At 44.7% G+C, this 19,571-nt stretch carries 17 protein-coding genes; 14 read left to right on the top strand and 3 right to left on the bottom strand.

Translation table 11 applies throughout. The annotated features are described in order from the left end of the window. The first annotated feature begins 108 nt into the window (after nt 1–108). Nucleotides 109–600 (top strand): hypothetical protein, encoded by a 492-nt coding sequence (locus G9G53_RS07385; protein WP_029517506.1) that lies wholly within the window; start codon nt 109–111, stop codon nt 598–600. A gap of 72 nt (nt 601–672) precedes the next feature. Here the strand turns inward: G9G53_RS07385 and G9G53_RS07380 are convergent, their stop codons facing one another. Continuing rightward, a complete protein-coding gene (locus G9G53_RS07380) occupies nt 673–1,905 on the bottom strand; it encodes an aminopeptidase (RefSeq protein WP_165146552.1) in 1,233 nt (410 codons plus the stop codon). 162 nt (nt 1,906–2,067) lie between these two features. Between G9G53_RS07380 and G9G53_RS07375 the strand changes: the two genes are divergently transcribed. The 10 genes from G9G53_RS07375 (at nt 2,068) to G9G53_RS26370 (ending at nt 12,553) form a co-directional block, all read left to right on the top strand. Then, the gene (locus tag G9G53_RS07375; protein ID WP_023988878.1) at nt 2,068–2,364 is read left to right on the top strand and encodes a hypothetical protein; all 297 of its coding nucleotides are present in this window, start codon (nt 2,068–2,070) and stop codon (nt 2,362–2,364) included. A 126-nt stretch (nt 2,365–2,490) separates the two neighbouring features. Further along, nucleotides 2,491–3,294, top strand: coding sequence for an MBL fold metallo-hydrolase (locus G9G53_RS07370; protein ID WP_039273163.1), 804 nt, complete (start codon nt 2,491–2,493; stop codon nt 3,292–3,294). A gap of 137 nt (nt 3,295–3,431) precedes the next feature. Further along, nucleotides 3,432–4,451: an aldose 1-epimerase gene (locus tag G9G53_RS07365; protein WP_165146551.1), complete on the top strand. Its 1,020-nt coding sequence runs from the start codon at nt 3,432–3,434 to the stop codon at nt 4,449–4,451. A 155-nt stretch (nt 4,452–4,606) separates the two neighbouring features. Then, nucleotides 4,607–5,308 (top strand): FadR/GntR family transcriptional regulator, encoded by a 702-nt coding sequence (locus tag G9G53_RS07360; protein WP_165146548.1) that lies wholly within the window; start codon nt 4,607–4,609, stop codon nt 5,306–5,308. 94 nt (nt 5,309–5,402) lie between these two features. Further along, nucleotides 5,403–6,947 (top strand): 2-isopropylmalate synthase, encoded by a 1,545-nt coding sequence (locus G9G53_RS07355; protein ID WP_165146545.1) that lies wholly within the window; start codon nt 5,403–5,405, stop codon nt 6,945–6,947. Between the two features lie 164 nt (nt 6,948–7,111). Then, nucleotides 7,112–8,500 (top strand): class II fumarate hydratase, encoded by a 1,389-nt coding sequence (fumC, locus tag G9G53_RS07350; RefSeq protein WP_165146542.1) that lies wholly within the window; start codon nt 7,112–7,114, stop codon nt 8,498–8,500. Between the two features lie 199 nt (nt 8,501–8,699). Continuing rightward, nucleotides 8,700–10,166, top strand: coding sequence for a potassium/proton antiporter (locus tag G9G53_RS07345; RefSeq protein ID WP_029517512.1), 1,467 nt, complete (start codon nt 8,700–8,702; stop codon nt 10,164–10,166). 220 nt (nt 10,167–10,386) lie between these two features. Beyond that, complete coding sequence (locus G9G53_RS07340) at nt 10,387–11,508, top strand: phosphodiester glycosidase family protein (RefSeq protein WP_029517513.1); 1,122 nt, start codon at nt 10,387–10,389, stop codon at nt 11,506–11,508. Nucleotides 11,509–11,549: 41 nt separating this feature from the next. Beyond that, the gene (locus G9G53_RS26375; protein WP_238437869.1) at nt 11,550–12,179 is read left to right on the top strand and encodes a copper amine oxidase N-terminal domain-containing protein; all 630 of its coding nucleotides are present in this window, start codon (nt 11,550–11,552) and stop codon (nt 12,177–12,179) included. After that, the gene (locus tag G9G53_RS26370) at nt 12,176–12,553 is read left to right on the top strand and encodes a hypothetical protein (protein WP_238794828.1); all 378 of its coding nucleotides are present in this window, start codon (nt 12,176–12,178) and stop codon (nt 12,551–12,553) included. The genes G9G53_RS26375 and G9G53_RS26370 overlap by 4 nt, the downstream gene beginning before the upstream one ends. A 125-nt stretch (nt 12,554–12,678) precedes the next feature. On the opposite strand, the gene G9G53_RS07330 is transcribed toward G9G53_RS26370, so the two are convergent. After that, nucleotides 12,679–13,218, bottom strand: a complete 540-nt coding sequence (locus G9G53_RS07330; protein WP_165146539.1) for a helix-turn-helix domain-containing protein — start codon at nt 13,216–13,218, stop codon at nt 12,679–12,681. A 269-nt stretch (nt 13,219–13,487) separates the two neighbouring features. Between G9G53_RS07330 and G9G53_RS07325 the strand changes: the two genes are divergently transcribed. Both G9G53_RS07325 and G9G53_RS07320 read left to right on the top strand, forming a co-directional pair. Then, on the top strand, nt 13,488–13,901 hold the full coding sequence (locus tag G9G53_RS07325; protein WP_165146536.1) for a DoxX family protein: 414 nt from the start codon (nt 13,488–13,490) through the stop codon (nt 13,899–13,901). A 49-nt stretch (nt 13,902–13,950) separates the two neighbouring features. Then, the gene (locus G9G53_RS07320) at nt 13,951–14,817 is read left to right on the top strand and encodes a VOC family protein (RefSeq protein ID WP_165146533.1); all 867 of its coding nucleotides are present in this window, start codon (nt 13,951–13,953) and stop codon (nt 14,815–14,817) included. A 77-nt stretch (nt 14,818–14,894) separates the two neighbouring features. Here the strand turns inward: G9G53_RS07320 and glsA are convergent, their stop codons facing one another. After that, nucleotides 14,895–15,833: a glutaminase A gene (gene glsA / locus G9G53_RS07315; RefSeq protein WP_029517518.1), complete on the bottom strand. Its 939-nt coding sequence runs from the start codon at nt 15,831–15,833 to the stop codon at nt 14,895–14,897. A gap of 295 nt (nt 15,834–16,128) precedes the next feature. On the opposite strand from glsA, the gene G9G53_RS07310 reads away from it, so the two are divergent. After that, on the top strand, nt 16,129–19,569 hold the full coding sequence (locus G9G53_RS07310; RefSeq protein ID WP_238437868.1) for an amino acid adenylation domain-containing protein: 3,441 nt from the start codon (nt 16,129–16,131) through the stop codon (nt 19,567–19,569). The last annotated feature ends 2 nt before the right edge of the window (nt 19,570–19,571 follow it).

Genomic DNA, 19,571 nt, shown 5'->3' with positions numbered 1-19,571 from the left:
TTTTTCCATTATTTAACTTGCAACTTATGTTATGATTTTTATGGTACATAATCAGGAAATGCCGGGAGTATATTTAGGGCTCCCCTAAAATTTGAGAGGAGTTTAGCGATGGCAAAATGGAACGTAGAAGATCAAGGTATTCAATATACTATTGAGTACAAGCGTAGCTTAACTGGCGGGAGAATTATTGTGAATGGAAGCGAGCAGAAGGTTAAAAGCCAGAATGCATTTTTGAACTTGATTGATTTTCCTATTAAATTGAAAGAAAAAGCTGTAAATGTTGTTGTCATTGGTAACAAAGCGGATTTAGCTGTGGACGGTGTATATCTTGGGTCCAATCAACCTTATGTTCCTGTGAGTAAAGTTCCGGGCTGGAGTTGGGCTTTTGTCGTGGTCAGCTTGGTTATAGGATTGCTATTTTCGGGGATTTTCGGTGTGTGTATAGGAATATTGGGCAGCATGTTTTACGTGAAATCATCTTTATCCATGCATCAAACCACCAATCGAAGAGTTGTAAATTGCTTTATTGTCTTTTTCATCATCAGCGTGATACAAATTGTTTTTGGAATTGCAGCGAATTCTTGGATTAACACGTTGTAAAATAGATCAACTTAGCCTAAGGTTGAAGCAAGAAGGCTCTCACGCATGAAGCGGTGAGAGCCTTTTGCTGTGTTAGATCGCCCAATTTCCTTTACGGAAGATAGGTTCCTCAGTACCGTCCTCAGTAACGCCGTTGATGTCCATTTCACCTGAACCGATCATAAAGTCGACGTGAGTCAGACTGGAATTCAGGCCGTTGGCAGCCAACTGCTCTTGAGTCATATCCTTGCCGCCTTTAAGGTTAAATGCATAAGCATTACCGATGGCCAAGTGGTTAGAGGCATTTTCATCAAACAACGTATTATAGAATAAAATATTTTTATCAGAGATAGGTGACTTGTGAGGTACAAGAGCAACCTCACCCAGGTAGTGTGAACCTTCATCCATTTCTACGAGATGCTGAAGAGTTTCCAAACCGGTTTCTGCCTGTACATCGACAATACGTCCATTTTCAAAAGTCAGTGAAAAGTTGTCGATGATATTTCCGCTGTAGCTAAGTGGCTTGGTGCTGCTGACCTTACCGTTCACTCCCGTTTTAAGCGGAGCTGTAAACACTTCCTCAGTAGGCATATTGGCTACAAAAGTATGTCCCTGTTGGTTGACGCTTTCAGCCGCTACCCACAGATGATCTTTTGCCAATTCGATGGTGAGATCTGTGCCTGGAGCCAGATAATGCAGCTTTTTATAGCGTTTGGCATTTAAAATATCAGATTTACTGGAAAGGGTTTTCAAATGCTCTTTCCATGCCTCCACGGGGTTATCCAGATCCACACGCACGGTGCTGAAAATGGCATCCCACAGTTTATCCATTTGCTCGGAAGCTGGCAGATCAGGGAATACTTTGGCAGCCCATTCTGCAGAAGGATAAGCAATCAGAGACCAACTGAATTTGTCAGCCATTTGATATTCGCGGTATTGACGTAATTCATGTGACCGCACGCGCTGAGCAGCAGTAATTCGGCTGGACGGAATCCCCTGAAGCAAATCCGGATTTTCTGCAATGACATGGAGGACAGCTGCGCCATTTTCGACCTCTTCAGTCATTTCGGCTGCGTACCATTTGGGAGCAATATTAAAAGTTTCATCAGGAGCTAGTTCATACTGTAATCGAGTAATGGTCTCATCACTCCATTTTACTGTAACCAGCTTGGCTCCGGCAGTATACGCTGATTTGACGATAAGTCTCACGAATTCGGCGGACAAAATTGGTGCATGAACGATGAGTGTCTGCCCAGGATGGACATTGGCGCCGACCCGAACGGCTAACTCGGCATATTTTTGCAATTTTTGTTGAAAATCTGACATGTAACTTTCCTCCATTTCACGAAAAGCCTTAAATAAGGCTTGGGTAACTTGCACAGTTTTTTTGCAAATTCCACACATAGCTTATATATTGTACAATGTAACGAAAAGGTTCACAAATTAGTTTTGGTACTATTTAGTGAAAATGAAAGGGCGGATAGATGAATGACAGAGCAAAATTCACCTCAGGAAGTGAAAGAAGTACATATTCAACAGGCACAAATGACAAGAGATGAGAATGGTGCTTATTTGGGCCAAGTGGTATTTGGAGTAGACGGGCAGAGTTCTGTATATGAAATCACATTCCACAGTAAAAGGGGAAAGGAATGGGATTACAGTCTCCATTTTGCGGGAGAGCCACGGGTGGAGGAAGAGATGCTGCAAATGGATAGCTGGATTGAAGAGAACGATGATTTATTCGACTATTTGCTAGATACGGCATGGAGCAAATTACCCGAGTAATGTAAACATGGTCTATTTTCGTGACAAGCGGATTATATTTAGCAGTGTCCGCATAATCTGCTGACATGGGGGAAGCCTAAAGGTCGATATTAACAGTAAATTCCATGTGAATAGGAGGGTGAAGCTTTGGCAAATCATCTGTTCACCGAAGGAATGACGGCAAATGAAGAGGCTGCTCCCGATCTCCTGAGCTTACGGACGCTATTTGTAAATATGTGTTTTATTGGGGAGCCAGGAAGCCGTTCCTGGGTGCTGGTGGATACGGGGATGACAGGATTTACGGACTCGATTATACGCCTGGCAGAGGAACGGTTCACTGGCCCTCCGATCGCTATTGTGCTTACACATGGTCATTTTGATCATGTAGGTTCGGTTATTGAGTTGGTACAGCATTGGGGTACACCTGTTTATGCACATCCTTTGGAATTACCTTATTTGACGGGAATGAAGGATTATCAAAAACCTGACCCTAGTGTAGGGGGAGGTTTAATGTCGGGCATTTCCTTCTTATACCCCAGTGATGCTATAGATCTCGATGATCGCATCACCTCCCTGCCCCAAGATGGCAGTGTCCCTGGTGCCCCTGGTTGGAAGTGGCTGCACACGCCAGGACATACGCCTGGTCATGTATCGCTTTTTCATGAGCGAAGAAGGTTAATGGTGGCCGGTGACGCTTTTATTACGGTGAAACAGGAATCGGCACTGGCCGTTATTTTACAGGAAAAAGAAATACACGGGCCTCCTGCGTATTTTACAACAGATTGGCAAGCTGCGCAGCGCTCGGTGGAAATGCTGGCCAAGTTAAAGCCTGAGATTGCAGTTACAGGACATGGTCATTACATGCATGGTGCTGAGCTGACAGATCAGCTAGAGCGACTGGCAGGAGATTTTGAGCACATGGCTGTACCCAAACAAGGGCGTTATGTGTAGTCATGTGTGAAGGACGATGCCTTGCGGGGCATCGTTTTTTTTGTGGACGTGGAATTTTTTTGCTCAGCATGGTATAGTCAAGCCAAAAGCTAAACGCTTTCATTAAACATCGTCATTTCATCAAGGAGGATTTTTTGATGACACAACAACATGCTGCAATTGGTGATCTTTATTATGGAATACCGGCGATTCGTCTTAAATTTGGACGATATGAAGCGGTTGCCCTGCCGGGAAACGGCGCAAATCTGATTTCTTTTCGTGACAATGAAACGGGATATTCTTTTCTGCGTGAGCCAGATGCTGAGAGCATAGAGGCTTTTAAGCAAAGCCCGTCCGTTTACGGAATTCCTTTCCTGTTCCCTCCGAATCGGTATGAGGATGGAAAATTCCTGTGGAATGGTGTTACATATGAGCTGCCGATAAATGAAGAGGCGACCCACAACCATCTGCACGGCTTTTTACACACTGTTCGGTGGGAGGTCGAGGACTACGGTTCCGGGGAGCAGGGCAGCTATGTGGTAATGAATCAGCATGTAAGGGAAGGACATCCCATGTTCCGCTATTTACCCTTCACCTTTACCATGAAACTAACGTACAGTCTGGACGAATTTGGCCTGCATCAGCGTTATGTGATCCATAACGAGGGCGATCAACCGATCCCCAATTTATTTGCCTTTCACACAGCGATTCGCGTTCCGTTCGTACCCGATAGCTCGCCTGAGGACTACAAGATTAAGGTCACAATCGGTGAGCGTCGTGAGCTGACGGAACGGTTGTTGGCCACAGGTCAGTTCCAGCCTTTATCTCCGGAAGAGGAACTGCTGAAGACGACGGGAGTTAGTCCTTATTTTGCCTCTATGGATAATCATTACACGGCAGCTCCGCAAAATGGACGCAACTACATGGAACTGACACACAGTAAGACAGGTGCTACCCTCGTATACGATGTAGGTACAGCTTATAAGCATTGGATGATCTGGAATAACAAAGCGAACAAGGAATTCGTCTGTCCTGAGCCGCAAATGAACATGATCAATGCACCGAATCGTCCGGACTTGCCTGCGGAGGAGATCGGATTGATAGCACTGGCTCCAGGCCATATTTTTGAAGCAACCAGCCGTTTGTATTGTATTACACCTAATAAATCGAAATCCTAGCATTTAAATTTATCCTTATAGGCCTGTATCGTGTCCAACGGTGCAGGCTTTATTTGGGGTTGTAAAGCACAGGTAAGGGCCAATGGGGAAGGAGGACGAAAAAGGTTGCAGAATGCCAAGCAGTCATAGTATGATACGAAACAGGAGATGATCAGATGAATTTTCCTTTTCAAGCCGTCAAACGCAAGCAAATCGCCGATGAAGTAGCTGAACAGCTGCAACGAAAAATTGCTGCTGGTGAATGGGATGTGGGCACTAAGATTCCAAGCGAATCTGAGCTCATGAAGCTATTCGGAGTCGGGCGATCTACAGTACGTGAAGCGGTTAGCGTTCTGGTGCATGCCGGTCTATTAGAGAAAAAGCAAGGACACGGAACTTTTGTTTGCCAACCGACAACTTCTCATGAGCCATTGGATTACCGTCTAAGCCGTGCTGAAATTATTGAGGTTTATGAAGTGCGGAGTGTGTTGGAACTAGAGATTGCCAGATTGGCTGCGTTACGTCGTAAAGACGAGGATCTACGCTTGATGCGTGAGGCGCTGGATCGTCGTGCTGCAACCCTGGCCGCTGGAGATATGAACGGGTATTTGGATGCGGATATCACTTTTCACTTGGCTGTTGCCGGAGCTACACGCAATAAGGTGCTTACAGATGTATATGGCAGCTTTGTAGAGGCCATTCGCAAGGCGTTGAACAATCTCATTACCGATCCGGCGATGCAAAATCATTTTACTGTGCAGCATGAAAAAATATATGAAGCAATCCGGGATCAGGATGGCAAGGCTGCCGAGCTGTATAGTATTCAACATTTGGACGGCACCAAGCTGGAGCTGCAAAAGCATATGGGAAGTTCATAATTTTTTTACTTTTAAACATCAGATGATCTGATGAATAAAATCTTTAACCTTCTACTTGAGCATCTCCTAAAATCAAACCAAAGGTGGTATCTGTATGCGCAAAATATGGGTGTTGGACACAACGTTAAGAGATGGAGAACAATCACCAGGAGTTAGCTTAACTAGCACGGAAAAGGTGGAAATTGCCCTTCAGCTGCAAAAATTAGGCGTAGATCGGATTGAGACCGGCTTTCCAGCAACCTCGCCTGGTGAGATCACCAGCATGCAGGAGATTGCCAAACAGGTTACCCAAGCGACACTGGTTGGTTTTGCGCGCTCGAAAGAACAGGATATTGATGCGGTCAGAGAGGCGCTACGAGGAGCAGAGGATGCCTGTCTTCATTTGTTTCTGGCTACCTCACCTATTCACCGCCACCATAAGCTTCGAATGGATAAAACGAAAGTATTAGAGACCGCTGCTGCTGCCATTCGTTATGGACGCAAGTATTTCAGCAAGGTAGAATTTTCAGCAGAGGACGCCAGTCGTACCGAACTGGACTTTATTTGTGAGGTCGTAGATATGGCGATTCGTGCTGGAGCGACAGTCGTCAATTTACCGGATACGGTGGGATATGCCTCGCCGGATCAGTTCGGTGAAATGTTTAGAATTGTAAAACAACAAGTGCCCGGTATCGAAAAAATACAACTTAGCACACATTGTCATGATGATCTTGGTATGGCAACAGCTAACACGCTGGCGGCCATCCGTAATGGTGTAGACCAATTTGAAGGTACCATCAATGGCATCGGTGAGCGAGCCGGAAATACACCTATCGAAGAAGTTGCACTGGCCCTTGACACCAGAACCGAGCTTTATGGTGCACAAACGAGTCTGGTTTTGGAGGAACTGTATGCTACCAGTCGCCTGGTGAGCAAACGAACGGGGATGTCGGTGCCGGGAAACAAGGCCATTGTTGGAGCCAATGCGTTTGCTCACGAGTCTGGTATACACCAAGACGGAATGCTTAAAGAGCGTACAACATATGAGATCGTGTCCCCTGAGCGTATTGGTCTGAAGACGAGTAAACTTGTGTTGGGCAAGCACTCGGGTCGACATGCATTTAAAGAAAAACTGGCGGACATGGGCTTTGATGCTTTGACGGAGGAACAGCTGCAAGAGACGTTCCGCAAATTCAAAGCATTGACGGATAAGAAAAAACAGGTGTTGGATGAAGACTTGCTCGTCCTGATGGACGAAAGCCGCAATGCCTCGCCTCAAATGTACACACTGGATTCCATTCAGGTGTCTTATGGTAATCAGTCGGTTCCAGTCGCATCCATTCGATTGGGTAAACAAGATGGGACAGCAATTGATGAAGTGGCAATGGGTAACGGTTCTGTAGATGCGATTTTCCATGCTATAGACAAGGCCAGTGGTGAAGAGGTGGAGTTGGAGGATTATTCGATCCAATCTGTAACTTATGGCAAAGACGCATTGGGGGAAGTGCACGCCATTTTGAGGCAAGGAGAGTACACAGCTCTGGGAAGAGGCACAAGTACTGATATTTTGGAAGCTAGCGCCAAAGCTTACATCGATGCGCTGAACAAGCTACTGGGCAGAAAAGAAGTGCATGCCAAAAGCAATATCACCATTAGTTGATCCTAGTGGTCAGGCTTGTAGACGAATTTTCCTTCTTCCTCCTCTGGACTCATCGTAAAAAAGCGCTTGCAAAATAAATGATAACATTTGAAATTTAATGTATAATAGGCAAGAGAGATCACCATATTTTGTCTGAATTACATAGGCCAAGAGGAGGAAATGAGTTGAACTACCGCATTGAAAAGGATACGTTGGGCGAAATCAAAGTACCGGCAGACCGTCTGTGGGGAGCGCAAACACAGCGCAGCAAGGAAAATTTCCCGATTGGCTCGGAGAAAATGCCATTAGAGGTCATACAGGCGTTCGCGGTGCTTAAAAAGAGCGCGGCGATCAGTAACTATAAGCTGGGTAAGTTATCACAGGAGAAGCAGGACGCCATTATTTATGCAGCGGACGAGATTCTCGCAGGGCGGGTTGATGACCATTTCCCGTTGGTTGTATGGCAGACAGGGAGCGGAACGCAGTCCAATATGAATGTGAATGAAGTGATTGCTCATCTGGGAAGCCAATGGTTACAAGAGCAGGGAAAAGATACGAAGCTGCATCCCAATGACGATGTTAACATGTCGCAAAGCTCAAATGATACGTTTCCTACGGCGCTTCATGTAGCGGGTGTCATTGCAGTGGAGGACCGTTTGTTGCCTGCTATCGATAAGCTCAAAGAGACTTTTCAACAGAAGTCAGAGCAATTCAAGGATATTATAAAAATTGGGCGAACCCATTTACAAGATGCGACACCGCTTACGCTGGGTCAGGAAATAAGTGGTTGGTATGCAATGTTAGACAAGAGCAAGCGAATGATCATCGACACGGTGCAATACATGAAGGAGCTGGCGATTGGCGGTACAGCGGTGGGGACTGGAATTAATGCTCATCCAGAGTTTGGCTCCCGAACCTCAGCGGAAATTTCCAGTTTCACTGGCAAAACGTTCACTTCCGCACCCAATAAATTTCATGCACTGACTAGCCACGATGAAGTGGTGGCCGTACATGGAGCAGTCAAAGCGCTCGCTGCCGATTTGATGAAAATCGCCAATGATGTTCGTTGGCTGGCAAGTGGTCCGCGTAGTGGCTTGGGCGAAATCACGATTCCTGCTAACGAGCCAGGTAGCTCCATCATGCCCGGCAAGGTAAATCCGACCCAGAGTGAAGCACTGACGATGGTCGCTACGCAAGTCATGGGTAATGATGCAGCTATCGGCTTTGCAGCAAGTCAGGGTAATTTTGAACTGAACGTGTTTAAGCCAGTAATCATATACAATTTTTTGCAGTCTGTTCATCTGCTGGCCGATTCCATCATTGCTTTTAATGACAACTGTGCCGTTGGCATTGAGCCTGATCTCACGAAGATTGAGCACAATTTGAATAATTCACTGATGCTGGTGACGGCATTGAATCCACATATCGGATATGAAAATGCCGCTAAAATCGCCAAACTTGCACATGCAGAAGGGCTGTCCCTAAAAGAAGCGGCACTCCGCAGCGGACTGTTGACTGAAGAACAGTTCGATCAATATGTTGTACCTGCGCATATGATTCATCCTAAAGCCTAAAGCACGACGATTGTCTCTGCTTAAGCCTTATAAAAAATATACAAACCAGCTCATGGAGTGCGATTTAGCACAAACCATGAGCTGGATTTTTTATTTTATTATATAATTTTTTGTTTAGAATTAGTATTCTGTGTGATTTGAGGGTATATAGATAAAAGGCGAAAAATTGAACATCTATTTTCAAGATAGGAGAAGCCGTATGGAACAGACAACCGTTATTAATTTTATTGTGCTTTTGCTGTCCGGCTTGCTGCTGGTCGGTGTGCTGACTACCAAATTTTCCAGCCGTTTCGGTATGCCTGCGCTTGTTTTGTTTATTGCCGTAGGCATGGTGCTCAGTCAGTTTATTTATTTTGATAATGCCTTTATCACACAACTAGTTGGCATTCTCGCGCTCATTGTAATCTTGTTTGAAGGCGGGATGCAGACAAAGTTTGCAGATGTTAAGCCAGTTATTCGACCTGCGTTGTCATTATCAACCTTGGGGGTCATCATTACGACTGTCGTCATTGGCGTCTGCGCCAAGTTTATTTTAGGCGTAAGCTGGATGGAATCCATGCTGTTTGGCGCTATTGTTGGTTCGACGGATGCGGCAGCCGTGTTTTCCGTTCTAGGAGGTAAAAACATCAAAAAGCGAATTACCTCGACGCTTGAAGCGGAATCCGGTAGTAATGACCCGATGGCTGTATTTCTCACAGTAACATTGATTGAGCTGATACATCACCCTGAGCAATCCATTTGGATACATATCTTGTTATTTTTATGGGAAATGGGCTTTGGTTTAGCCGTTGGTTTTGTACTCGGACGCTTAGGTGTATATGCCATTAATAAAATGAATTTTGATTCATCCGGTTTGTATCCTGTGATGGCATTGGCATTTGCGGTCTTGACGTATGCGGCGGCATCGTTACTAGAGGCAAGCGGATTGCTGGCGGTGTATGTCATGGCGATTGTATTGGGAAATTCCGACTTGACCTACAAGCGATCTATTATTCATTTTAACAATGGCTTTGCCTGGATGGTGCAGATTATGATGTTTGTCCTGCTCGGGTTATTGGTCTTTCCCGATCAATTGCTGGGCATTGCATGGCAAAGCTTGGCGCTCTCCTTCATCCTCATGCTCGTGGCTCGTCCAATAGGCGTGTTCCTAAGCTTGCTTTTTTCCAGGTACTCTGTGCGCGAGAAAACACTGTTATCCTGGGCAGGACTGCGTGGGGCGGTACCTATTGTACTCGCAACCTATCCTTTACTGGATGAGATGGATGTAGGACCTTTGTTTTTTAATGTTGTATTTTTCGTCGTGCTCACTTCTGCAATTATTCAAGGTACCACTATTTCGTGGCTAGCGGTGAAGCTTGGCTTGATGGACCCTAACGAGACGTCGTCTCCATCACTGCTGGAATTAGTTTCTCTGGGAAAAACTACTTCGGAAATCAACCACATTCAGGTACAAAATGGGATGTCGATAGCGGGCAAAGCGATTCAGGATATACAGTTGCCTGAAGATATTTTATTCACAGCCATCATTCGGAACGAGCAAATTATTGCCCCGAGAGGCACGACGGTGATTGAACCGGGCGATACTTTGTACGTGCTTAGTCCCAAACTCAAGCGACAGCAGATGAAAGAGCTGTTCATGCTGCTCGAACCGGAGGCTGCTCCGTAAATAGGATATCACCCCTACATTTCAGTCCTTCACATTTATGTGAAGGGCTTTTTAATGTATTCTTTTTCAGAGTGGATGAATCTGTTAAAAAATTGACACTATCATTCTACAAAATTAGTTTATGATATTGTCGTTAGATGTCGCAGCCTATCGTTACGGATCATTTGATGGGCAATAGTGATGAAATACGATAGAAGTCACCAAACAGGAGAGATGATAAATGAAACCGGAAGTCTTGCCACAGCGTGCAGCAGCTCGCAGGCAGAAAAATAAGAAAAAGAAACGAAAAGGAAAATTTGGTCGCTTTATGCTGCGACTTTTTATTGTATTCCTGTTAGCGGGAATTGGGGGTGGTGCATGGTTGTTTTTAACCCCTTCTGGCAAGGACATGCGCTATCTGGCTGCGGACACGCTGATTACGACTCAGCATCGTCACTGGGCGAAATATTTTATCGGCGAAGCAGAAGCGAAGAAACGAGTGGCTGAATATTCAGCCCGGTTCGAAGAGATGGGTGAGGAGAAGGATAGACATACAATCAACTTGCCTGATCTGATACCCACCAAAGTACAGCAAACGCCGTTGGTTGAAGTGGAAGAAGTGTCGGGTCGTAACTATCATGGCTATGTTATGACGGTGCATGACCCCACTAAAATTAGGCTCGGGATTCCAGCTAAAGTCGGCCGGGGAGAACATGTATCTAGCATGGTCGAGCGTTTGGGGGCTGTTGCTGGCGTAAATGGCGGTGGCTTTGCTGACCCCAACTGGAATGGGAATGGTTTTAAACCGATTGGCGTTGTCATTTCCCAGGGTAAGATATACTACAATGATATGGGGAGAAATGCCTCTGTTCAAATCGTAGGTATTGATAAACAGGGGAAAATGATAGCCGGTCACTATTCGTTGTCCGAGTTGTCCAAAATGAATGTGCAAGAAGCGGTTACTTTTCAACCACGTCTAATCGTGAATGGGAAAGGTCTGATTCGCAATGCAAGCGAGGGGTGGGGAATTGCCCCCCGTACCGCAATGGGGCAAAGAGCTGACGGTGCCATTATATTCGTGACCATCGACGGTCGTCAGCCTGGGTACAGCATTGGTGCCAACTTGTATGATATGCAAAATATTTTGCTTAAACATGGAGCAGTTATCGGTGCTAATCTGGATGGAGGTTCTTCAACGGTGCTAGTCAAGGATAATGCCATTGTAAACAAGCCTTCTTCTGAATACGGAGAGCGGTATTTGCCGACTGCGTTTCTCGTATTTGAGCATCCAGAGACCGTTAGTATCCCGAACATATGGGAAGGTTTGAATCCTGGAGACATTGACGCAGCCAAAAAGAGATAGGTCAGGAATGAACAAGTTCATTCAGTGAACGGAGACTGATGATGAAGCTAAAACGAGCAGGATTTCAGCGATTGTTTGTCGCCTTGTTAATGCTATCCTTACTCTTGACCACAATGCATCAGGCGGCTGCCGAAGCTACTAAACAGGGTGCCATAGCGTCTCAATCAACGCAGTTCATAGATATTGTTATAAACGGACAACCTATTGACAGCAAGGCTAAACCTCTATTGATCGACGGGAAGCTCATGGTTCCGCTTAAATCTTTAGCCGAAGCTGTAGGTGCAACCTACCACTGGGATGTCAAAAAGAAGCAGATTACGCTACAAAAGTGGGCAGAACCCTTGGTTCTTAAGGAGCGGTCACGTAAGAACCAGCAGCAACTTACCTTTGAGGTTGTAAGTGAAGAAGTATATATACCTCTGAGAGATGTTTCGCTTGATTTAGGTTATACGTTGGAGAAGACAAATACACAGATTCAGATTCAGCCGCCGATTCACGGTAAACTAAAAGAACAAATATATGAGGGAGATCTCGTGGCAGCACGCGAAGCGTTAATCCGCATAAACAGAAGTTCTGTCCATCCTTATATAGAAGCACACCGTCCTAACACTGAACTTCTGTCCAGTGTCTACATGTTCCCCAAGGTGAAGCATTACGGTATTTTACAGTGAACGGGGATGTGCTGAGTCTGGTTGAAGTGAAGGACGGTTTTCCGATTGTCACCTATCAAGGGTATGTGGGAGCTCCCTTTGATAAAGAATTTACAATGGAATACGACCCGCTGGGGCGTTTTTTGGAGAATAAAGCCAAAAATCAGTGGGGAACTTATCCGAAAATAAATAAGCCGCTGATCTACGAGTTCACTACAGGATGGGGAGACAGCAGTACCACTTTCTATGGGCGTATTACTACGGATAAAAAAGAAGAACTGCTGGGTACTACTGGTGATCCGATAACTGGACTCCCGGCTAATACCAAACAAATTATGAAAACCTTCAAGCTGCCGTGGGAATCGCGTACAGATGCCCAGCAGGTGATGGAATAAGTTAAAAGCAGCAATAGCAAATGAAAATATAAGAAGCGCGGATCGTTGAAGTAAAGATACTTCCGGTACGCGCTTTTTTCGATAGGATTTGTACTTTTGTTGCTTCGTGCTTGCGTAAATATCTATTAAGCATCATTATTTGCTTCGAGAAACACAGAGATCAGAATTCGGGCGTTGTTTTCTCCCACATTTTTGACATAGTGGGGGATGGCTGCTCTCCAGCTAAAGGAATCTCCTGCTTCCAGGGTAGCTGTATCCTCGCCTTGCTCCACGTATACCGTGCCCTCCATGATAAAATGAATCTCATCCCCTGCATGAGCATGCTCTTCTTCTGTAGATGAGCCGGGCGGCATTTCAACGAGCATCATTTTGACGTTACCCTGACCCCCCAAATGATCGACCTGGAGCTTGTTTTTACCATATAAGGTTTTACGGCGCTCGTCCTTGCGAATCACTTGCATCCGTTCCTCATCTTTAAGAAGCAGAAAAGCGAGAGGTACGTTTAGCGCATTAGCGATGCTGTCCAATGTAGCGATGGAAGGGGAGGTTTTATTATTTTCTACTTGACTCATAAACCCTTGCGATAGTCCGGTTCGTTCGCATATTTGCTGAATGGATAAATTTTTACGTTTACGAGCAGCGCGTATGTTGCATCCTATACTCATAGAGCGTTCCTCCTATAAGGAAATATAATATATACTAATGTAATATTTATCATACCAAATATTTTGTTGACAGACCACTGTTTCTTATGATAAATTCACATTACAAAATAATTATTTCTATTACTAATAATTCGACTTTGATTCACAGTCATGTGTAGCGGCATAGATTCAGACAGTATTATTTTTTCAACCAAATTATTAGTAATATAAATTAATTATTCATATGCACTTGTGTGAGTGTAATAAACAAACAGAATGGAGAGATAAATATGAGTTCAGCAAGCAAAAATATTTCTACAATTATGCGGGTGGCACTGGGAATTTTGTTTTTGGCACACGGAATTGCTAAATTCCAAATGGGGTTGGGTAATGTAGAAGGCTGGTTTTCCAGCATTGGCGTTCCAGGATTTTTAGGTTATGTCATTGCGATGATTGAGTTGGTCGGCGGAATTGCATTGATTCTTGGATTACTTACCCGCTATGTATCTGGGCTATTTGTGATTGTTTTGATCGGCGCTATTTTTACAGCAAAATTGTCCGGCGGGTTGATGGGGAATGGCCAAGGAGCTGGCTATGAACTGGATATTGCTTTTATTCTTGTAGCACTTCATCTGGTATTTGCACCAACGACTCGCTTGTCTCTGGATTCGTTGATCGGCCGTCGTGAGTCAACCGAACAATAATTTTTGAATAGCTTTAGTCCTCCAATCCATGTAGAAAGAGGGAAATCTCATGACAGCACATATTCATGACAACACCAAAATCGGGCAGGTTTCATTAAAAGTAAGCAACTTGGAACGTTCTATTCAATTTTATACAGAGGTCGTTGGTTTTCAACTGCTGCGTCAAACGGCGGATACCGCTGAATTGACTGTCGATGGGAAGCATGCGCTACTGATCCTTAACTATATTGAAAATGCAGTTATTCTGCCGCGCCAGTCCGCAGCCGGATTATACCACTTTGCTATTCTTCTACCGAACCGTGTAGCTCTGGGCCTGTCTTTACGTAATCTGCTGGCTCATGAGATTGAAATCGGACAGGGAGACCATGATGTAAGTGAAGCCCTATATATCCATGACCCCGATAATAACGGAATTGAAATCTATGCAGATCGTCCCCATGATCAGTGGAAAAAGGATAAAAATGGATTTTACATGATGGGAACAGATCCCGTGGATGCAGAAGATTTGGTTGCGATTTCCGAGAATTTACCTTGGCAGGGACTACCTCAGGGAACGGTAATCGGGCACGTCCACTTCCATGTGTCTAATTTGCTCAAAGCACAGCAATTTTATTGCGATGTGCTTGGCTTTGACATTACGTGCCGGTATGGCTCTTCAGCCTTATTCGTTTCCGCAGGTGGTTACCACCACCATATGGGCTTGAATATATGGGCAGGTGAAGGAGCCCCACCAGCTCCTGAGCACGCTGCCGGACTGGATTATTTTGAATTGATCGTACCAGATCAGAATGAATTGAATGCCATTGTGGCTCGTTTAGAGGCAGCAGGCTATGGAGTGCAAGAACGCGATGGCGCCAAGTATGTAGCTGATCCGTTCCGCATTCAAATTAAACTGGTTAACGGTCAAATCTCGTAACATAGAAGGAACTCAACAGAAATAGAAAAGGGTATTCCTATAAGCCGTAAAGGCTGGGAATACCCTTTTTTCGTATACTAGAACAAGCTCCAATCCAAATCCCGAGACATCGTCTCCAGCAAGTGTACACCGGCTGTACTGTTTCCCATACGGTTCAGAGAAGGTCCAACCAGTCCAATGCCATAGCGTCCAGGTACCATCGTCATAATACTGCCTGATACGCCGCTTTTGGCAGGTAGTCCGACTTGAATGGCGAATTCCCCTGAAGCGTCATACATGCCGCATGTCGTCATAAATGTTTTGGCGATCTGTACATAGCGGCGGGGAATCAGCGGTATACCTGTCACCGGATCACGGCCGTTGTAGGCTAGTACAAGTCCCATGCGTGCTAAATCTGTACAGTTCAATTTGACAGCACAATGTCTGAAATAAACTTCAAGCACATCCTCCACATGACCTCTTAAAATACCTTTTTCCATTAGAAAATAAGCAAGGGAACGGTTTAAATGGCCTGTAGCTGATTCTGAATCGTAGACATCCTGATCATATTCCAATGTGTCATTGTGGGTGAGGAGGCGGAAAAATTGGAGAACACGGGCAAATTTCTCTTCTGGACTGTTCCCGCGAATCAGAGAGGAGATCGCGATTGCCCCCGCGTTAATCAGTGGGTTAAACGGAATCCCCGGCTCAACCAGTTCTAATTTTAGCATGGAATTAAAACGGTCTCCGGTAGGCTCCATCCCCACCTTAGAGAAGACAACGTCCTCTCCATTATCCATCAAGGCCAGAATGAGCGTAAATACCTTTGAAATACTTTGCATCGTAAATTGGATTTCCGTATCCCCGGCTACCACGGTTTCACCCGCACCGTTCATTACAACAACACCAAGCGCGTTGGCCGGGGCTTTGGACAGTTCGGGAATATATGCTGCTACCTTGCCATGAATATACTCATGACGGCTTTGTTCTACCCATTCCGGCAGTTTGGTCTGTAATCTCTGCCACTCCGATGTCATTTCTTTTCCTCCAGTCGAGTAACCAATCTGTGGTATTTTATTGTAGAGCAAAAAGTAGCTATATACTTATTTTAAAGAAATTTTCAGTCAAAAAACAAGCTCTGATGTCATTTCTTTTTCTCCAGTTAAATACCCAACCTAATGTAATATCGGGATTATAGTTTATCCTCTGTAGTCTTCATTCTCTTCATCCAACTGCCTATCCAGAAATCACTTCTAAGTGGCACATATACCTTTTTTAGCATTGGCTCATAAGAAAGATTCCCATCTTTAAAAAAGTTAATAGGAGAAGGAGATGAAGTGGAGCATGGTACACGGTATGTTAGCGGATTACCCGCGGGAGAAAACGATTCATCAACTGTTCGAAGAGCAGGTTGAGCGCACACCGGATCACATAGCAGTTGTATTTGGGGACAAGCACTTGACGTATGCTGATCTGAACAAACAGGCTAATCAACTAGCACATGTTTTGCGGGCTAAAGGTTTAGAACAAGACGAGGCTGTCGGAATTATGGTCGAATGCTCATTGGAAATGATCATCGGAATTTTCGGGATTTTAAAAGCTGGGGGAGCGTATGTTCCGATTGATCCTGAACACCCGAGGGAACGTATACGCTATATGCTGACGGATTCTGGTGCAAATCTCCTGCTGACCCGGCTTCCAATCCACCAGCAAACAGAACTCGCCAGTGTTGTACTGGATTTGATGGACAAGCGGAACTATGGGAAAGAAACAGGGAATCTCTCATCTAAGCAAGGTTCCGACACCCTTGCTTGCATTATGTATACGTCTGGCTCTACAGGCGAACCTAAGGGCACCCTGACGATGCACTACAATATTACACGTGTTGTTAAAAAGCCGAATTACATCCAATTCTCGACAAAAGATAGGATATTACAAGTGGCCAGTTTTTCGTTCGATGGTTCTACATTTGGTATTTATGGAGCTTTGCTTAACGGAGGCACTCTCGTTTTGAACTCACAAGATCAAACCATGAATGCACGTGAGCTATCAAGCGTCCTACGGACACAACAGATCACGAAATGCTTCGTAACGACAGCACTTTTTAATGCATTGGTGGATGTGGATCCCGATTGCTTTGCAACAATTGAAACCTTGCTATTCGGTGGTGAGAAGGTTTCAGTCAGCCATGTGCGTAGAGCGTTTGCCCGTCTAGGTCCGGGCCGCTTAATTCATGTCTATGGACCGACGGAGAGCACGGTATTTTCTACTTATTATCATATCGATCATTTGGACGAAAATGCAAATACCGTACCGATCGGCAAACCCATCAGCAACACGAAGGTTTACATCTTGGATCAAGAGCAGCATCCCCTGCCACAGGGAGTTGCAGGTGAACTGTACATCGCTGGCGATGGATTAGTTAAAGGTTATTTGAATCGTCCAGAGCTGACAGAAGAGAGGTTTATTCAGTCTTCATGGGTACCTGGAGGCAGGTTGTATCGAACCGGAGATTGGGTGCAAGAGCAAGCGGACGGAAACATCGAATATATCAGCCGGATCGACGATCAAGTGAAAATACGGGGTTATCGAATTGAGCCTGGGGAAATAGAGTCGCATTTATTAAAAGTAGATGATATACAACAAGCGGCAGTTATTGCCCGTGAAAAGGAGGCCGGTCAAAAGCAACTGGAAGCATACTTTACGGCGACCAAAAAACTGACAGCAGATGAAATTAAAACGGCTCTCTCTATAAAGCTGCCGAATTACATGATTCCATCTTTTTATATACAACTAGAACAAATGCCATTGACACTGAATGGTAAGCTGGACCGCAAGGCACTGTTGGCCCTTGAAGAGAATATGCATGGTGGAGCAGAATATGTGTCTCCTAAGCCAGGACTGGAAACGAAGCTGATGGACATCTGGCAGGATGTATTGGGTGTGCAGCAGTTCAGTGTTTTAGATAGCTTCTTCGACCTCGGTGGGCATTCTATTCATGCGCTTACATTAATGTCGAGAATGGAGCGTGCAGGATATCACGCCACTTTAACAGACATTTACCACTATAAAACGATTCGGGCACTCGCTGATTATCTTCATTCAACTCAGAATAATATTGTAGGGTCCAAAAAGCAACAGGACATCATAAAAACAACTCAAGAGTTGATATCTTGGCTTCACCAAGAAACAGATGGTGTTTACGAGCTGGTGAAATACCAAGTAAGGGATTTTATTCACGAAGTTAGAGATATTCAGGTGCTTTACTGCGACACGGTGGCTGACGTTAACCATATCATGCGGATCATGGACGGGAAAATAACTCAAGAGCTACTGCCACACTACATTGTACCACTGCATCAAAAAGCTAAAATGGCTGATCTATACTGGACCATGGATGAAGAGGTATTTTTCCAACGTCTGGGCTTAAAAAGCATGGATCTGGATCAGGTGGAAGATTTACGCAAGCTTCTGGAAGACGATTATTTGAGAAAAGATCAGTGGATTAAAACAGGAGCAGTGGCACAAGAATATCCGCTAAGTGGAATTCAGCAAATGCAAAATTCGTTTGATACACCTCCAAGTTTAGGTATATTTAGGCTGGATGAGTGCGTGAATTACGATTTTTTGGATCAGGCTTTCGCTCATTTTGTACAAAATCAAGGATTACTGAGAAGTGTCCCGGTCCAAAGAGATGAATGGACTTATTGGAGGGAATGCGTACCTTCTAGCGATGGTTTACCAAAACTCAACATCATTGATGTGTCGGATTACAACCCATGTGGTCCCATTACGGACATGATAAATGATTATGTTACGAACACCCGTTTCGCCGAAGAACATACTTTGTTCCACATGTTTGTGCTGAAACGAAACCTTCGTGAACATTATGTCATTACTATTTATCATCATGCGATATGCGATCGGGTGACCTCGGAAGTAGCTGAAAGACAGTTGGTTGCTTGCTACAGGAGTCTGCTTCAAAATCGACCCCTTCCTACGGATGAAGTGAAGCCCTATGTGGAGTATGTCAATCTAATCCAAAGTGGACCGAAAGGAATTACGGAACAAGAATTGATATCAGCCTTTAATCTGGAAGCGTTCCAAAAAAGCAAGCAAAATGTCTTCCAGGCACCAAATCTTCGAACGAGCACAGAAGCCTACCTGTTTAACGTAAGCATCCCTGCTGAAAATCCTTCTTTGGAGTTTGCGCTTTCTGTCTATACAAGGGGCTTGCAAACTTATTTAGGTATGGATAAGCTACCATTGTTATTTTTATATGATGGAAGAAGGTACGAGGAGGCGGCTTATTATAACACGGCCGGTGAATTTATTGATTTTGTACCTATGCTGATTGAACTGAAACAAAATCCGGATGAAATGATGCAGTCTGTCAGAAGCAGACTGGAATTATTAAATCACCATACGATTAATTTTATGCATCTTCTTACAAGTCCTGATTACAAAGACAAGTGGGAACGTGCCAGAACACTTGCACAGTTTGGGAAGCAGTACGAGCAACTAGACTTATTCATGTTTAACTATTTAGGAAACAGCGCTAAGGCAGACTCAAAATACAGCAATTATTATGATGAAACTATCATAAAGCAACCCAATCCGCTACCGATCTATTCACTGTTCAATTGCATTGCTTCTTCCTACACGGACGGCCTTATTTTTTCTATACGATGCAGTTACGAGATAGAGGTTGAGGAAGTCAGGGCTGCATTTTATCAAGCTGCCGGTATGGCATCCCGGATAGGGGAGGTTTAATA

This window comes from Paenibacillus sp. EKM206P, assembly GCF_011066155.1.
In the GTDB taxonomy this organism is placed as follows: Bacteria; Bacillota; Bacilli; order Paenibacillales; family Paenibacillaceae; genus Paenibacillus; species Paenibacillus polymyxa_D.
Note: the sequence above shows the minus strand (reverse complement) of the source record. Positions and strands in the feature narration are given on the sequence as shown.

Bases quoted from the DNA above. Each gene is read 5' to 3' on its own strand.
- G9G53_RS07385 (WP_029517506.1), top strand. From the start codon at position 109: ATGGCAAAATGGAACGTAGAAGATCAAGGTATTCAATATACTATTGAG.
- G9G53_RS07380 (WP_165146552.1), bottom strand. From the start codon at position 1,905: ATGTCAGATTTTCAACAAAAATTGCAAAAATATGCCGAGTTAGCCGTT.
- G9G53_RS07375 (WP_023988878.1), top strand. From the start codon at position 2,068: ATGACAGAGCAAAATTCACCTCAGGAAGTGAAAGAAGTACATATTCAA.
- G9G53_RS07365 (WP_165146551.1), top strand. From the start codon at position 3,432: ATGACACAACAACATGCTGCAATTGGTGATCTTTATTATGGAATACCG.
- G9G53_RS07360 (WP_165146548.1), top strand. From the start codon at position 4,607: ATGAATTTTCCTTTTCAAGCCGTCAAACGCAAGCAAATCGCCGATGAA.
- G9G53_RS07355 (WP_165146545.1), top strand. From the start codon at position 5,403: ATGCGCAAAATATGGGTGTTGGACACAACGTTAAGAGATGGAGAACAA.
- G9G53_RS07345 (WP_029517512.1), top strand. From the start codon at position 8,700: ATGGAACAGACAACCGTTATTAATTTTATTGTGCTTTTGCTGTCCGGC.
- G9G53_RS07340 (WP_029517513.1), top strand. From the start codon at position 10,387: ATGAAACCGGAAGTCTTGCCACAGCGTGCAGCAGCTCGCAGGCAGAAA.
- G9G53_RS26375 (WP_238437869.1), top strand. From the start codon at position 11,550: ATGAAGCTAAAACGAGCAGGATTTCAGCGATTGTTTGTCGCCTTGTTA.
- G9G53_RS07330 (WP_165146539.1), bottom strand. From the start codon at position 13,218: ATGAGTATAGGATGCAACATACGCGCTGCTCGTAAACGTAAAAATTTA.
- G9G53_RS07325 (WP_165146536.1), top strand. From the start codon at position 13,488: ATGAGTTCAGCAAGCAAAAATATTTCTACAATTATGCGGGTGGCACTG.
- G9G53_RS07320 (WP_165146533.1), top strand. From the start codon at position 13,951: ATGACAGCACATATTCATGACAACACCAAAATCGGGCAGGTTTCATTA.
- glsA (WP_029517518.1), bottom strand. From the start codon at position 15,833: ATGACATCGGAGTGGCAGAGATTACAGACCAAACTGCCGGAATGGGTA.
- G9G53_RS07310 (WP_238437868.1), top strand. From the start codon at position 16,129: ATGAAGTGGAGCATGGTACACGGTATGTTAGCGGATTACCCGCGGGAG.